At 70.1% G+C, this 14,900-nt stretch carries 9 protein-coding genes; 3 read left to right on the forward strand and 6 right to left on the reverse strand.

The features are described from left to right. Positions 1-190 precede the first annotated feature (190 nt). Positions 191-2,266: a carbohydrate-binding module family 20 domain-containing protein gene (locus ACIRPX_RS13205; protein ID WP_404192589.1), complete on the forward strand. Its 2,076-nt coding sequence runs from the start codon at positions 191-193 to the stop codon at positions 2,264-2,266. A gap of 4 nt (positions 2,267-2,270) precedes the next feature. Here ACIRPX_RS13205 and ACIRPX_RS13210 read toward each other — a convergent pair whose 3' ends face one another. From ACIRPX_RS13210 to ACIRPX_RS13230, 5 genes are all read right to left on the reverse strand, one after another. Then, positions 2,271-3,644, reverse strand: a complete 1,374-nt coding sequence (locus tag ACIRPX_RS13210; RefSeq protein ID WP_404192592.1) for an alpha-amylase family protein — start codon at positions 3,642-3,644, stop codon at positions 2,271-2,273. Positions 3,645-3,767: 123 nt separating this feature from the next. Continuing rightward, positions 3,768-5,447 carry a glycoside hydrolase family 13 protein gene (locus ACIRPX_RS13215; protein ID WP_404192892.1) on the reverse strand — a complete coding sequence of 560 codons (1,680 nt, stop codon included), beginning with the start codon at positions 5,445-5,447 and terminating at the stop codon, positions 3,768-3,770. 151 nt (positions 5,448-5,598) lie between these two features. Further along, positions 5,599-6,507 (reverse strand): sugar ABC transporter permease, encoded by a 909-nt coding sequence (locus tag ACIRPX_RS13220; protein WP_404192595.1) that lies wholly within the window; start codon positions 6,505-6,507, stop codon positions 5,599-5,601. A 13-nt stretch (positions 6,508-6,520) separates the two neighbouring features. Then, positions 6,521-7,528: a carbohydrate ABC transporter permease gene (locus tag ACIRPX_RS13225; RefSeq protein WP_404192598.1), complete on the reverse strand. Its 1,008-nt coding sequence runs from the start codon at positions 7,526-7,528 to the stop codon at positions 6,521-6,523. A gap of 103 nt (positions 7,529-7,631) precedes the next feature. Beyond that, a complete protein-coding gene (locus tag ACIRPX_RS13230; RefSeq protein ID WP_404192601.1) occupies positions 7,632-8,906 on the reverse strand; it encodes an extracellular solute-binding protein in 1,275 nt (424 codons plus the stop codon). A gap of 362 nt (positions 8,907-9,268) precedes the next feature. Between ACIRPX_RS13230 and ACIRPX_RS13235 the strand changes: the two genes are divergently transcribed. Together ACIRPX_RS13235 and ACIRPX_RS13240 are read left to right on the forward strand one after the other, a co-directional pair. Then, the gene (locus ACIRPX_RS13235; RefSeq protein WP_404192604.1) at positions 9,269-10,303 is read left to right on the forward strand and encodes a LacI family DNA-binding transcriptional regulator; all 1,035 of its coding nucleotides are present in this window, start codon (positions 9,269-9,271) and stop codon (positions 10,301-10,303) included. A 131-nt stretch (positions 10,304-10,434) separates the two neighbouring features. After that, positions 10,435-11,334 (forward strand): phosphatase PAP2 family protein, encoded by a 900-nt coding sequence (locus ACIRPX_RS13240; RefSeq protein WP_404192607.1) that lies wholly within the window; start codon positions 10,435-10,437, stop codon positions 11,332-11,334. A gap of 295 nt (positions 11,335-11,629) precedes the next feature. Here the strand turns inward: ACIRPX_RS13240 and ACIRPX_RS13245 are convergent, their stop codons facing one another. Then, positions 11,630-14,626, reverse strand: coding sequence for a bifunctional [glutamine synthetase] adenylyltransferase/[glutamine synthetase]-adenylyl-L-tyrosine phosphorylase (locus ACIRPX_RS13245; RefSeq protein WP_404192610.1), 2,997 nt, complete (start codon positions 14,624-14,626; stop codon positions 11,630-11,632). Positions 14,627-14,900: the final 274 nt, after the last annotated feature.

The following is a 14,900-nucleotide window of genomic DNA, read 5'->3' on the forward strand; positions in this document are numbered from 1 at the left end:
GGTCCGACCCCTGCGCCGCGGGACGGCTTCGTCGCCGGGCGCCCGCGTGACCGTATCGCTGACGAAAGGTTTACAGCAAGAGTTTTGAAACTCATAGCAAGAAGTTTCAACCGCAACCTTGACGGTCCCCCTCAACTCCCCCACGCTCACCACTGGTTGAAAACCCCGCACCCTTTCATCGGAGCCGCACATGATCGGACACCGACCCCCGGGTGTCTGCCGGCGCACGGCGCGAGCCGTGGCCGCCGGCGCGCTGGCACTCGCGGGCGCCGTCGCACTGCCCGCCGCCTCCGCACACGCGGACACCACCGCCAAGGGCGACGTCATCGCCAACCTGTGGGAGTGGAACTGGAACTCCATCGCCTCGGAATGCACGAACATCCTGGGCCCGGCCGGCTACGGAGCCGTGCAGGTGGCACCGCCCGCCGAGTCCCTCAAGCAGTCCTCGTACTACTGGTGGGACGTCTACCAGCCCTACTCCTACGACCTCAACAGCCGTTTCGGCACGAAGGCGCAGTTCGCCGCGATGATCACGGCCTGCCACGGTGCCGGCGTCAAGGTGTACACGGACGCGGTGATCAACCACACCGCCGCGCAGACCGGCACCGGCTACAACGGCACGACGATCACCAGCAAGTACGACACCCCGGAGTGGGACCGCGGCGACTACCACGACTCCTCGGACTGCCCCACCTCCGACCTGACCATCCAGGACTACTCCAACCTCACACAGGTCCAGAACTGTGAACTCCTGGGCCTGCCCGACCTCAGGACCGGCTCGGACAGCGTCCGGGCGGGCCTGGCCGACTACCTCAACTCCCAGCTCGCGCTGGGTGTCGACGGCTTCCGCGTGGACGCGGCCAAGCACATCCCGGAGACCGATCTGGCCGCGATCGAGTCGAAGCTGACGAACACGACGGCGGGCACGGCGCCCTACGTCTTCCAGGAGATCTACCCGGGCTCGACCCCGCAGCCCGCCGACTACTACGCCTCCGGCGACGTGCTGGACTTCACCTACGCGAGCAGGATGAAGTCGGCCTTCCAGGGGAACGTCAGCGACCTGTCCTCCCTGGAGAGCAGCGGCATCCTGCCGGCGGCGAACTCGGTGTCCTTCGTGACCAACCACGACACCGAGCGCAACGGCCTGCACCTGAGCTACAAGGACGGCGACACCTACAAGCTCGCCAACCTCTTCCAGCTCGCCTACAGGTGGGCGACCCCCACGGTCTTCGCCGGCTGGGAGTGGACCCAGAGCGACCAGGCCCCGCCGAACACATCGGGCTTCGTGACCGACACCGACTGCTCGGACGGCACCTGGTACTGCCTCGACCGCGACACCGGGGTCGTCGGCATGGTGGCCTGGCACAACGCGGCCGGCTCGGCGGCGGTCTCCGACTGGCAGACCAAGTCCTCGGACGTGATCGGCTTCGGCCGGAGCGGCGCGGGCTTCTTCGCCCTGAACAACGGCTCGTCCGCGGCCACGTACACCTTCGCCACCGGCATGGCCGACGGCACGTACAAGAACGTCGTCGACGGCGGCGCGAGCACGGTCACCGTCTCCGGCGGCAGCGCCTCGCTCACCGTCCCGGCCAAGAGCGCGGTCGCCTTCTACGACGCGTCCTACACCTGCACCGTCGGGTGCGACGACACGGGTGGCGGCGGCTCGTCCGGCTCCACCGTGAGCGCGACGTTCGACGAGTACGCCCCGACGACGTCCGGCACCGACGTGTACGTGGTCGGTTCGATCGCTGCGCTGGGCGGCTGGGACACCTCGAAGGCGGTCAAGCTCTCCTCCTCCGGCTACCCGGTCTGGTCGGGCGAGGTGAGTGTGCCGGTCGACACGTCCTTCACCTTCAAGTACATCAAGAAGGACGCGTCCGGAAACGTCACCTGGGAGTCGAACGCCAACCGGTCGGCCACGAGCACGGCGTCGGCGCTCTCGGTGAAGAACTCCTGGAACCTGGCGGACACGGACGCCACCGACGTCACCTTCAACGAGTCCGCGACGACCGACTGGGGCACCAACGTCTACGTCGTCGGCTCCGTCGCCTCCCTCGGCTCCTGGAACACCGCCGACGCGATCCCGCTGTCGCCGGAGTCCTACCCCACCTGGAGCAGGCTGGTCATCGTCCCCAGGAACACGGCCTTCACGTACAAGTACATCAAGAAGGACGGCTCCGGGAACGTGACCTGGGAGTCCGGGACGAACCGCTCGTACACGACGGGCGGTTCGTCCGGCTACACCACGAGCGACACGTGGAAGTAGGGCCTCAGCAGCTCGACTTCCCGGTGTAGATCGCCAGCGCCGTGCCGGCGCCCAGGGTGGCGGTGAACTGCCCGCTGGAGTTCACCGCCACCGAGGTGTTGTTCTGCACGTTGCAATAGGTCCCCGCCGGCAGCGACGTCTGGTAGGTCCGGGTCAGGGTGCTCGTCTCGTGGTTGATGGCGACGTAGCCCTTGCCGCCGCGGCCGAAGGCGATGGCGTCGTTGCCGTCGTCCCACCAGTTGCTCAGGGCCTGGCCGCGGGTGGCGTTGCGGAAGGCGACCATGCGGATGATCTCCGGCCAGGCGTGCTGGCACTTCCAGCCGTCCTGCCAGCAGGCGTTGACGGTGCCGCCGTTGGGCGGGCCGGCGTCCGCGTCGGACCACTCGTAGCCGGAGTTGATGTCCGGGGCGCCGTACGGGTAGGCGAGCATGAAGACGTTGGCCAGGGTGTAGTTGGCGCCGTCCTTGTAGTTCAGGGTGGAGCCGTTGCGCTCGGTGTCGTGGTTGTCGACGAAGACGCCGGCCACCGAGCTGCTCAGGTAGCCCCAGCCCTCGCCGTAGTTCTTCAGGTAGGCGAGCTTCTCGTCGTTGAAGACGCGCTTGAGGTCGTAGGCGTAGCGGAACTCCTGGACGTCGCCGTTGCCGGTGTACTCGGTGGGCTGGACGGCCTCGCCGGCGCCGTAGATGACCTCCTGCTTCCAGTACGCGTTCGGGTCGGTCAGCCGGGACTTGATGTTCGCGAGGTCGGCGGCGTCGATGTGCTTGGCCGCGTCGATACGGAAGCCGTCGACACCGAGCGAGAGCAGGTCGTTCATGTAGCCGGCGATGGTCTTGCGGACGTACTCCTCGCCCGTGTCCAGGTCGGCGAGGCCGACCAGTTCGCAGTGCTGGACGTTCCAGCGGTCCTGGTAGTCGGTGACCTGCGCGGTGCAGTCGTCGAAGTCGTAGGAGGAGTACAGCCCGGGGTAGTCGTACTTCGTGTACGACGACCCGCCGGTGCCGGTGCCGCTGCCCGCGGACATGTGGTTGACGACGGTGTCGACGACGACCTTCACCCCGGCCGCGTGGCAGGTGTTCACCATGTTCAGGAAGGCCGTGCGGTCACCGAGGCGGCCGGCGATCTTGTAGCTCACCGGCTGGTACGACGTCCACCACTGCGAGCCCTGTATGTGCTCGGCGGGCGGGGAGACCTGGACGTATCCGTAGCCGGCCGGGCCGATCGTGCTGGTGCACTCCTTGGCGACCGAGGCGTACTTCCACTCGAAGAGGACGGCGGTGACGTCCTTGGTCCCGGGGGGCGACGCCTGCGCGGACGTCGGGGTCATGACAAGGGCGGCGGCCGAGAGGGCGACCGCCGCGGAGAGCGTTCTGCGTGCCATGGGGGGGCTCCTTCACCGTTGAAGGCTCTTGCTGCAAATTTTCAACCAACTTGCGGTGACGGAGATGTTAAAGGCCCGCCGCCTGAAAAGGCAGCGGGCCGTGTGAAGTTGATGCAAGAAGTTTCAGCGGCGCGTGGTGAACCACACCGTCGTGTCCGCGGGCACCTTCGTCTCGCCGTCCGCCTCGGTCACCTCACCGCTCGCGAGCAGGACGCGGCCGTGGGCCGGAGTCGTCACCGACTCGCCGCCGGTGTTCGCGACGCACACGAACTCCCCGCGCCGGAAGGCCAGTACGCCCTCGGGGGCGCGCAGCCACTCCACCGCGTCGCCCGCGCCCAGGTCGGGCTGCGCACGGCGGACCGCGAGGGCGGCACGGTACAGCTCCAGGGTCGAGCCCGGTACGCCCTGCTGCGCCTCGACGCTCAGCTCGCCCCAGCCCGCCGGCTGCGGCAGCCAGCTGCCACCGCCGCCGAAGCCGTACGACGATCCCCCGCGCGTCCACGGGATGGGCACCCGGCAGCCGTCGCGGAAGCCGTCCTGGCCGGCGCCGCGGAAGTACGCCGGGTCCTGGCGCACCTCGTCCGGCAGGTCCACGACGTCCGGCAGGCCGAGCTCCTCGCCCTGGTAGACGTAGGCGGACCCGGGCAGGGCCAGCATGAGCAGGCTCGCGGCCCTGGCGCGCCGCAGGCCCAGCTCGCGGTCGCCGGCCAGGCGGATCTGGGTGCCGAGGCCGGGCGGGTTGGCGAAGCGGGTGGCGTGCCGGGTGACGTCGTGGTTGGACAGCACCCAGGTGGCGGGGGCGCCGACCGGGCGCATCGCCTCCAGCGTGCGGTCGATGACCTCGCGCAGCTCCTGGGCGTCCCAGGCGGTCGACAGGTACTGGAAGTTGAAGGCCTGGTGCAGCTCGTCCGCGCGGACGTAGTTCGCGGTGCGCTCGATGGTCGGGGTCCAGGCCTCCGCCACGAAGATGCGCTCGCCGGGGTACTCGTCGAGGATGAGCCGCCACTGCCGGTAGATCTCGTGCACGCCGTCCTGGTCGAAGAACGGCATGACATCGTTGCCCAGCAACTTCACCTGGTCGTGCCCGCCGAGGTCGGGCAGACCCGCCGCCTTCACCAGTCCGTGGGCGACGTCGATGCGGAAACCGTCGACTCCCATGTCGAGCCAGAAGCGCAGGATGGAGCGGAACTCGTCGCCGACCGCCGGGTGGTCCCAGTTGAAGTCGGGCTGCTCGGGGGCGAAGAGGTGGAGGTACCACTCGCCGGGCGTGCCGTCCGGCTCCGTCACCCGGGTCCACGCCGGGCCGCCGAAGATCGACTCCCAGTCGTTGGGCGGGAGTTCGCCGGTCTTTCCCTTGCCGGGACGGAAGTGGTAGCGCTCGCGCAGCGGTGAGCCCGGGCCCTCGCGCAGCGCGCGCTTGAACCACTCGTGCTGGTCGGAGGAGTGGTTGGGCACCAGGTCGACGATGATGCGCAGGCCCAGCTCGCGGGCGTCGCGGATCAGCGCGTCCGCGTCCAGCAGGTTGCCGAACATGGGGTCGACGGCGCGGTAGTCGGCGACGTCGTAGCCGGCGTCGGCCTGCGGAGAGGCGTAGAAGGGGCTGAGCCACACGGCGTCCACGCCGAGGTCGCGCAGATAGGGGAGTCGGGAGCGTACGCCTTCCAGGTCGCCCATGCCGTCGCCGTTGCTGTCGGCGAAACTGCGCGGATAGACCTGGTAGATCACCGCGTCCCGCCACCAGTCGCTGCGCTTGGCTTCGGCGGCGTACGGGGCCGGGGCAATGGCGGAGTGCTGCTGGGTCATGGCGTCCTTGGTGCGGTGGGAGTCCCCCCGCCCGAGCGAGATCGGGAGTGGGGGACGGGTCATGGGGTCAGGTGTACATGCATCGGCGGGTCGGGACGGTCGCGGTGACTGCGGGGTCGGATGGGCACCGCGACCGTCCCGGGTCGCGGGGTCAGCCCTTGGTTCCGCCGGCGGTCAGACCGGTCACCAGGTTCTTCTGCACGAGGTAGAAGAACGCGGAGACGGGTATCGCGATCAGCACGGCGGTGGCCGCCATCAGGTTGCGCTGCGCGTCGTGTTCGCTGACGAAGGTCTGCAGGCCGACGGCCAGCGTGTACTTCCGGTCGTCCAGCATGAAGGTCGTGGCGAAGGCGACCTCGCCGAAGGCGGTGATGAAGCTGTAGAAGGCGGCGACCGCCAGACCGGGCTTGGCGAGCGGCAGGATCAGCCGCGCGAACGTCCCGAAGGGCGACAGCCCGTCGACGCGGCCGGCCTCGTCGATCTCGAACGGAATGGTGTCGAAGTAGCCCTTGAGCAGCCACGCGCAGTACGGCACGGCCGTCGAGCAGTAGACCAGGATCAGACCGAGGTAGCTGTCGATGAGTCCGAGGTCGGACAGGATCTGGTACATCGGCACCATCAGCACCGCCACCGGGAACATCTGGGTGATCAGAAGCACCCACATGAACTTGCGGTAGGCCGGGAAGCGCATGCGGGAGACCGCATATCCGGTGGTGGCGGCGACCAGGACGCCGAGCACCGTGGTGCCGAGCGAGACGATCAGGGAGCTCTTCAGCCAGTCGAAGAAGCTCGTGTGCTGCAACACGAACGAGTAGTTGTCGAGCGTCATCTTCTTCCAGATGCCGCCCGGGTGGAGGTAGTCGTTCTTGTCCGGGCCGAGGGACAGGAAGACGAGCCAGACGATCGGGAAGAGCGCGATCACGCTTCCGCCGATCAGGATGCCGTGGGAGGTGAGGGACGCCGCGAGGCTGCGCTCGCCCCGGCGCCGGATTCTGCGGGGGCTCCGCGCCGGGCCGTCGTCGGACACCGCGGCTGAGGTCGCGACAGTGGTCGTACTCATGGGAACTCCTGCCTCAGATCGCGAGCTGCTGCTCGTTGCGGTTCAGCCAGCGGCGGTAGAACGAGGTGAAGACGATCAGGATGGCCAGCAGCAGGATGCCGTAGGAGGCCGACTGCGCGAAGTCGCGCGGCTGCTGCCCGAAGCCGAGGTAGTAGGCCCAGGTGACCAGGATCTGGGCGTCCGGGGCCGAGTTCGCGCCGAAGAGCAGGAAGATGACGGCGAACTGGTTGAAGGTCCAGATGATGCCGAGCAGGACGACCGTGGAGCTGACGGACCGCAGCCCCGGCAGGGTGACGTACCGGAACCGCTGCCAGGCACTCGCGCCGTCCATCTCGGCGGCCTCGTACAGGGAGGCGTCGATGGACTGCAGGCCGCCGAGCAGGGAGACCATCATGAACGGCACACCGCACCAGGTGTTGACCATGATGGCGGCGAACCGCTGCCAGAAGGTGTCCTCCAGCCAGGACGGCGCCGGCAGGTGCAGCGCGTCGAGGAAGGTGTTGATGATCCCGCCGTCGGAGAGCATGATGCGCCAGCCGAAGACGGTGACGAAGGTGGGGACGGCCCACGGCACGATGAGCATCAGCCGGTAGAAGGTCCGGCCGCGCAGCTTCTGGTTGAGCAGCAGCGCGAGGCCGAGGCCGATCGTGTAGTGCAGGGCGACGCACAGGGCCGTCCATGCGACGGTCCAGATGAAGTGCGACCAGAAGCGATCGTACGACAGCGGGCCGAAGAGGATGTCCTTGTAGTTGTCGAGCCCGATGAACTTGTACGTGGCGTCGATGTGGTTGACGCCGATCGTCCGCGCGGTGTTCAGGCTGTTGGCGTCGGTGAGGGTCAGGTAGAGGCCGTACACCAAGGGGTACAGCACGAGGACGCCGAGGACGATCACCACCGGGGCGATCATCGCGTACGCGTACCAGTACTTCTGGTAGCTGTGCTTGAGGCGCTGGCCCAGCCCGGGCCGTGGCGCGCGGTCACCGTGGCGTTTGCCGGTCGCGCGGTCGATGGCGACTGTCATGTTCGGCACCTTCTGGAAGTTCTACGGCTCTGAGAAGCGGCTGGGCGCAGGCGGGCGGCCGTCGGATCCGTCCCCCACGACGGATCCGACGGCCACTCGGGGCTCACTTGCTGAAGTCGGGCACCAGCTTGGCGATGGCGAGTTCAGCGTTGCTCAGACCCTTGTCCAGGGACTCCTTGCCACCGGCGATCTTCGGCAGCTCCGTGTCCAGCGGGCCCCACAGGGAGCTGTACTCCGGCAGCGCGGGCCGCGGCTGGGCGGCCGGCAGGACCGTCTGGAAGCCGGCGATGCCCGGGTCGGCCTTGACCTCGGCGGTGTAGGCGTCGTCGCGGGTGGGCAGCGTGGAGTTCTTCAGGGCGATCTCCGTCTGCGACTTCGCGGAGGTCATGAAGTTGACGAACTTCAGCGCGGCGGCCTGGTGCGACTTGTCCGAGCCGGCGTAGACCGACAGGTTGTGGCCGCCGGTCGGGGCGCCCGCCTTGCCGGTGGAGCCGGCCGGGACGGTGGCGATGCCGAGGTTGGACTTGTCCTTGAAGGCCGAGCCCTTGTAGAAGTTCGTGATCTCCCAGGGGCCCTGGATGATCGAGGCGACCTTGCCGCTGACGAAGGCGTCCTGGATGTGGGCGTAGGCGTCGGCGGTGGTGTCGGCCTTGTGCAGGCCCTGCCCCTTGAAGGTGCTCAGCCAGGTGCCGTAGGCCTTCTGCGCCTCGGGCGAGTTCACGGTGATCTTCTTGGCGGAGGCGTCGACGGTGTCGGTGCCCTCGCCGTAGAGGAAGGTCTGGGCGTAGTAGGCCTGGGTGGAGCCCCAGTAGCCGTAGACCTTGGCCTTGGAGTCGATCTCGGCGGCGTCGGCCTTCAGCTCGTCCCAGGTCTTCGGGGCCTCGGTGATGCCGGCCTTCTTGAAGAGGGCCTTGTTGTAGACGAGCGCGAGGGTGTCGGTGACCAGCGGGACGCCGTAGGTCTTGCCCTCGTACTGGGCCTGCTTGATCAGGCTGGGCTGGAACTTGCCCTGGTCCTTGAGGGCCTCGGTGCCGTCCAGCGGCAGGAAGTAGCCCTTCTTGGCGAAGGCGGGGGTCCAGCCCACCTCGGAACGCAGCACGTCCGGGGCGCCCTTGGAGCCGGCGGCGGTGTCGAACTTGTTCTGCGCCTGGTCGAAGGGGACGTTGACGTAGTTGACCTTGATGCCCTTGTTGGCGGCCTCGAACTCCTTGACCAGGGCCTGGTAGGTCGGCGCCTCGTTGGTGGCGTTGGAGGTGTCCCACCAGGTGATGGTGACCGGGCCGCTGCTCTTGTCGCTGCCGCTGTCACTTCCGCCGCAGGCCGTCGCCGCGAGGGCGAGGGACGCCACCAGCGCGGTGGCCGCTATGCCACGCCGCATGAGTTCTCCTTGAGGGTGAAAGCCCGTGTGGTGCGGGGAGCGGCCCCGTCCGCCGCTCCCGTCTTGCCGACTGCGCCGTTGCTGCCGCCGGGCGAGTGGGAACGTAACAGCGATGCAAGCGTTGCGAAAGACCTTGCAGAAAAAAAGTGCAAGGGATGCCGGAAGTTACGTCACCGTGACCCCCGGTCGACCCCCGTGAGACCCTTGTTCTACGGGGTTGAGCGGGGACGGTCCGGGTTGTGCAAGACTCTGCAAGCTCTTGCCATCCTGCTCCGGCACGGGAATCATCCCCTTGCGGGACAAGGGGCACCGACCAGAACAGAGGGACCGCGATGACGATACGGCCGGTACAGTCCGGTGCCGTGACCACACGGCTTGCCGACATCGCTGCTCAGGCGGGGGTGAGCGAAGCGACCGTCAGCCGCGTCCTCAACGGGAAGCCGGGCGTCGCCGCCACCACCCGCCAGTCCGTGCTCGCCGCCCTCGACGTCCTGGGCTACGAGCGCCCGGTCCGTCTGCGGCAGCGCAGCGAGGGCCTGGTGGGCCTGATCACCCCGGAGCTGGAGAACCCGATATTCCCGGCGCTGGCCCAGGTGATCGGCCAGGCGCTGACCCGGCAGGGCTACACCCCGGTCCTCGCCACCCAGACCCCCGGCGGCTCGACCGAGGACGAGCTGACGGAGATGCTCGTCGACCGCGGCGTCGCCGGCATCATCTACGTCTCCGGACTGCACGCGGACACCACCGCCGACATGGAGCGCTACGACCGCCTGCGCGCCCAGGGCGTGCCCTACGTGCTGGTGGACGGCTTCTCGCCGAAGGTGCAGGCGCCCTTCATCTCCCCCGACGACCGCGCGGCGATGACGCTGGCGGTGACGCACCTGGCCTCGCTGGGCCACACGCGGATCGGGCTCGCGCTCGGCCCGAAGCGGTTCGTGCCGGTGCAGCGCAAGATCGAGGGTTTCGTACGCGCCGTCCAGGACCAGCTCGGTCTGGGCGCGGAGGCGATCGAGACGGAGCTCGTCCAGCACTCGCTCTACACGCTGGAGGGCGGCCAGGCCGCCGCCACCGCCCTGATCGGCCGCGACTGCACGGCGGTGGTGTGCGCGAGCGACATGATGGCGCTGGGCGCGATACGGGCGGCCCGGCAGCACGGCCTCGAAGTCCCGCGGGACATCTCGGTGGTGGGCTTCGACGATTCCCCGCTGATCGCCTTCACCGACCCGCCGCTGACCACGATCCGCAAGCCGGTCCCGGCGATGGGGCAGGCGGCGGTGCGGACGCTGCTGGAGGAGATCGGCGGGACGCCTGCGCCGCACAGTGAGTTCGTGTTCATGCCGGAGCTGGTGGTGCGCGGTTCGACCGCGTCGGCGCCTGGGGACCGGAATCGTCCCTAGGGCGGAGGATCCAGGGTTTTGCGCCCTGCGCGGGGAGTAGGCGCGCGCGTCTCGGCGTTGTAGAACATGCGGGCCGAACCCGACCGGAGGATGATCGGTCGGGCAAGACGTTTCTGGCAGACTTTGTGCCCATGGGTGATCCGACCGTGACCAGTCTGGAAGACCGTGATCAGACGGCCGTTCCTGACTCCCTCGCTGCCGGAAGGAGCCCGGGAGTGCTGCGCCGGTTGCGCACCCCGCGCCGGCCCCGGCTGTGGTTCGAGGTCCTGCTGATCGCGGTGAGTTACTGGACGTACTCGGTCATCCGCAACGCGGTCCCGGAGCAGCGCGGCAAGGCGCTGCGCAACGCCGACTGGATCTGGCGGGCCGAGCACCAACTGGGCATCGCCGTCGAGGAGTCGGTCAACCACACGGTGAACTCCGTGTCTTGGCTGATCGTCGGCATGAACTACTACTACGCCACGCTGCACTTCGTGATCACGCTGAGCGTGCTGGTGTGGCTCTTCCGCAGTCATCCCGGGCGCTATGCGGCGACCCGGCTGGTGCTGTTCGTGACCACCGGTGCGGCGCTGATCGGCTACTACCTGTATCCGCTCGCGCCCCCGCGGCTCATGAACGGCAGCAACTTCATCGACACGGTGGTGGTCCACAGGACCTGGGGTTCGATGGCCTCGGGCGATCTGAAGCACATGTCGAACCAGTACGCCGCGATGCCGTCCATGCACATCGGGTGGTCCGTGTGGTGCGGGCTGACGATCTTCTTCCTCGCCCGGGTGCCGTGGGTGCGGGTGCTGGGGCTCCTCTACCCGGTGGCCACGCTGGTCGTCATCGTGGCCACGGCGAACCACTTCTGGCTGGACGCGGTGGGCGGGCTGCTGTGTCTCGCCCTCGGGTTCGCGGTGTCCTGGGCCTGGTACGGAGCACTGCCGTACGCCTTGCCGAAGACGCCACCGCCTGCGGTGCCACGCTTGGGCGTGTTTCGAAAGTCCCGCCTGCCCGGCGGCGTCCGGCACGCACGCTCGCCGCGGTGAGCGATGTGCCCCTCCCCCGGCGTCCGCGCGGCGCGGGGCGTGCACCCGCGGGCCCCGTGCGGTCGGTCGCCCATCACCTTCGTCCTGGAGCCCGGCACGGGGTGCGCCCCGGAGGGACGTGATCTCGGTGCCGGGTCCGGGCTGGTCGCGTCCGCCGGCGAGGCCCGCGCGGCAGGGCGACGTCCGCGGCGGCCGCGGGCACCTGGCGGGACCCCCCGGGCCCCCGCGGGGCCGGGGCGGCGCCCGGAGCCGGCGGGGGCGGCGACTCCGGGCTCCCGGGTGCGCCGACGGCGGCCTACGCGCCGTAGAACAGCTCCTCCACCACGGACCTGGCCCGCCGTGCGGAGCGCCGGTAGGCATCCAGCATGTCGCCCACGTGTCCGTCGCCGTACCCCAGGTACCGGCCCACCGCGGCCAGTTCGCGCCCGTCCGACGGGAACGTGTCCCCGGCGCGTCCCCGCACCAGCATCACCGCGTTGCGCACGCGGGTCGCCAGTACCCAGGCCTCGTCCAGGATCGCGGCGTCCTCGGCGGAGATCAGCCCGGCCGCGCACGCCGCCGCGAGCGCCTCACGGGTACGGGTCGTCCGCAGGCCCGGTTCGGCCCAGCCGTGCTGCAGTTGGATCAGCTGGACGGTCCATTCGACGTCGGACAGCCCGCCGGGCCCGAGCTTGGTGTGCAGCTTGGGGTCGGCGCCGCGCGGCAGCCGCTCGGACTCCATGCGGGCCTTCAGCCGCCGGATCTCCCGTACGGCGTCCTCGCCGAGCCCCTCCGCCGGGTACCGCAGCGGGTCGATCAGCGCGATGAAGCGGCGGCCCAGCTCCTCGTCCCCGGCGAAGGGCGCGGCCCGCAGCAGCGCCTGCGACTCCCACACCAGGGACCACCGGCGGTAGTAGGCCTCGTAGGACTTGAGCGTGCGCACCAGCGGCCCGGTCCTGCCCTCCGGGCGCAGGTCGGCGTCGATCAGCAGCGGCGGGTCCGCGCTCGGGATCTGCAGCAGTCGGCGCATCTCGGAGACGACCTTGCCCGCCGCCTCGGCGGCCGCCCGCTCGTCGGCGCCCTCGGGCGGCTCGTGCACGAAGAGCACGTCGGCGTCGGAGCCGTAGCCCAGTTCGTGCCCGCCGAAGCGGCCCATGCCGATGATCGCGAAGCGGGTCGGCAGGGTGTCGCCCCATCCCTCGCGCACGACGGCGCGCAGCGTGCCCGCCAGCGTCGCCGCCGTCAGGTCGGAGACCGCGGCGCCCACCCGGTCCACCAGGGCGCCCTCGTCGGCCTCGGCCGGCTGGGTCTCGGTGCCGTAGGAGCCGACGATGTCGGCGGCGGCCGTGCGGAACAGCTCCCGGCGCCGTACGCCACGGGCCGCGGTGACCGCCTGCTGCGCGTTCTCCGCGCGGCGCACCGCGGCGAGGATCTCCTGCTCCAGGTGCTCGCGCGTACGCGGGGTGAGCCCGCCGCCGTCCCCGTCGCCGAGCAGGGCCACCGCCTCAGGGGCGCGCATCAGCAGGTCGGGCGCGAGGCGGCCGGCGGACAGCACGCGCGCGAGGTTCTCGGCGGCGGCGCCCTCGTCCCGGAGCAGCCGCAGGTACCACGGGGTCTTGCCCAGCGCGTCCGAGACCTTGCGGAAGTTGAGCAGGCCCGCGTCGGGGTCGGCGGAGTCCGCGAACCAGCCCAGCAGGACGGGCAGCAGGGTGCGCTGGATGGCCGACTTGCGGGTGACGCCGGAGGCCAGTGCCTCCAGGTGGCGCAGGGCGGCGGCCGGGTCGTTGTACCCGAGCGCCACCAGCCGCTCCCGGGCCGCCTCCGGGCTCAACCGGGCTTCGCCGGGGGCGAGTTGGGCGACCGCGTCGAGCAGCGGGCGGTAGAAGAGCTTCTCGTGCAGCCGGCGTACCACGGCGGCGTGCCGCCGCCACTCGCGGTTCAGCTCGGCGACCGGCTCGACGCGCAGGCCGAGCGAGCGGCCGATGCGGCGCTGGTCGGCCTCGTCCTCGGGGACGAGGTGGGTGCGGCGCAGCCGGTAGAGCTGGATGCGGTGCTCCATGGAGCGCAGGAAGCGGTACGCCTCGTCGAGCTGCACGGCGTCGGCGCGTCCGACGTAGCCGCCGGCGGCCAGCGCCCGCAGCGCGTCCAGGGTGGTGCCGCTGCGCAGGCCGGCGTCCGTCCGGCCGTGCACCAGCTGGAGCAGCTGTACGGCGAACTCGACATCCCGGAGGCCGCCGGGACCGAGCTTCAGCTCGCGGTCGATCTCGGCGGCGGGAATGTTCTCGACGACGCGGCGGCGCATCTTCTGCACGTCCGCGACGAAGTTCTCACGCTCGGCGGCCTTCCAGACGAGGGGTTCGAGGGCGACGACGTACTCCTCGCCGAGCTCGATGTCGCCGGCCACCGGGCGGGCCTTGAGCAGGGCCTGGAACTCCCAGGTCTTGGCCCAGCGCTGGTAGTAGGCGAGGTGGCTGGAGAGCGTGCGCACCAGCGGGCCGTTCCTGCCCTCGGGCCGCAGGTTGGCGTCGACGGGCCAGATGGAGCCCTCGACGGTCGTCTCGGAGCAGACCCGCATCATGTGCGAGGCGAGTCTGGTGGCGGACCGCAGCGCCTTGTCCTCGTCGGCGCCCTCCACGGCCTCACCGACGAAGATCACGTCGACGTCGGAGACGTAGTTGAGCTCGTGGCCGCCGCACTTGCCCATCGCGACGACCGCGAGGCGGCACAGCGCGGCGTCCTCGGGCGCGGCGGTGCGGGCGAGGGCCAGGGCCGCGCGCAGGGTGGCGGTCGCGAGGTCGGCGAGCTCGGCCGCGGTCTCGGCGACGTCCGTGGTGCCGCACACGTCACGGGCGGCGATGGACAGCAGGCAGCGGCGGTAGGCGATGCGGAGCGAGACGGGGTCGTCGGCCTCGGACAGACCGCGCTCGAACTCCTCCACGCCCGGGTGCAGGTCCCGCGGCTCGTAGGTGACCAGCGCCTCCCAGTCGCGCGGGTGCCGGGCCAGGTGGTCGCCGAGCGCGGCGGAGGCGCCGAGCACACCGAGCAGGCGGTCGCGCAGCGGTTTGGCCGCTATCAGCGTGTCCAGCAGCTCACGGCGCGCGGTGGCGCCGGGCTGGGCCTCCAGCAGCCGTACGAGGCCGAGCAGCGCCAGATCGGGATCGGCGGTCGCGCCCAGCGCCTCCAGCAGCACCGGGTCGCTGCGCACGGGCAGCAGCTGGTCGCTGTCCAGCAGCCGCTCGGCGGCCGAGGGATCGGTGAAGCCGTGCCGCAGCAGCCGCGTGAAGGTACTGCTCCTGCGCCCCGGCACCGTCATCCCCGGTCCTCCCGTCGGATCAAGGTCGTACTGGCCCGAGCCTATCCGGAGACCAGGGCGGAAGCGCCGGGGCGGGGGTGCGGTTTCGGTGGGTGGAACGCCCTGGCCGGTGGCGCCCGGCCCGGTTTTCGGCTTCGGTGGGAAGGAGCCGTTCGGCAGCGCACGGCGGCGATGCGCGTGAGGGACGGGTCGGTGCTCCAGGCGGTGACCGACGCACGACACGGAGTCGTCGCCCGGACACATGTACGAGCGGGCCGCCGCACCGGGCGCTCGC

The organism is Streptomyces sp. NPDC101225 (assembly GCF_044767585.1).
Lineage (GTDB): Bacteria > Actinomycetota > Actinomycetes > Streptomycetales > Streptomycetaceae > Streptomyces.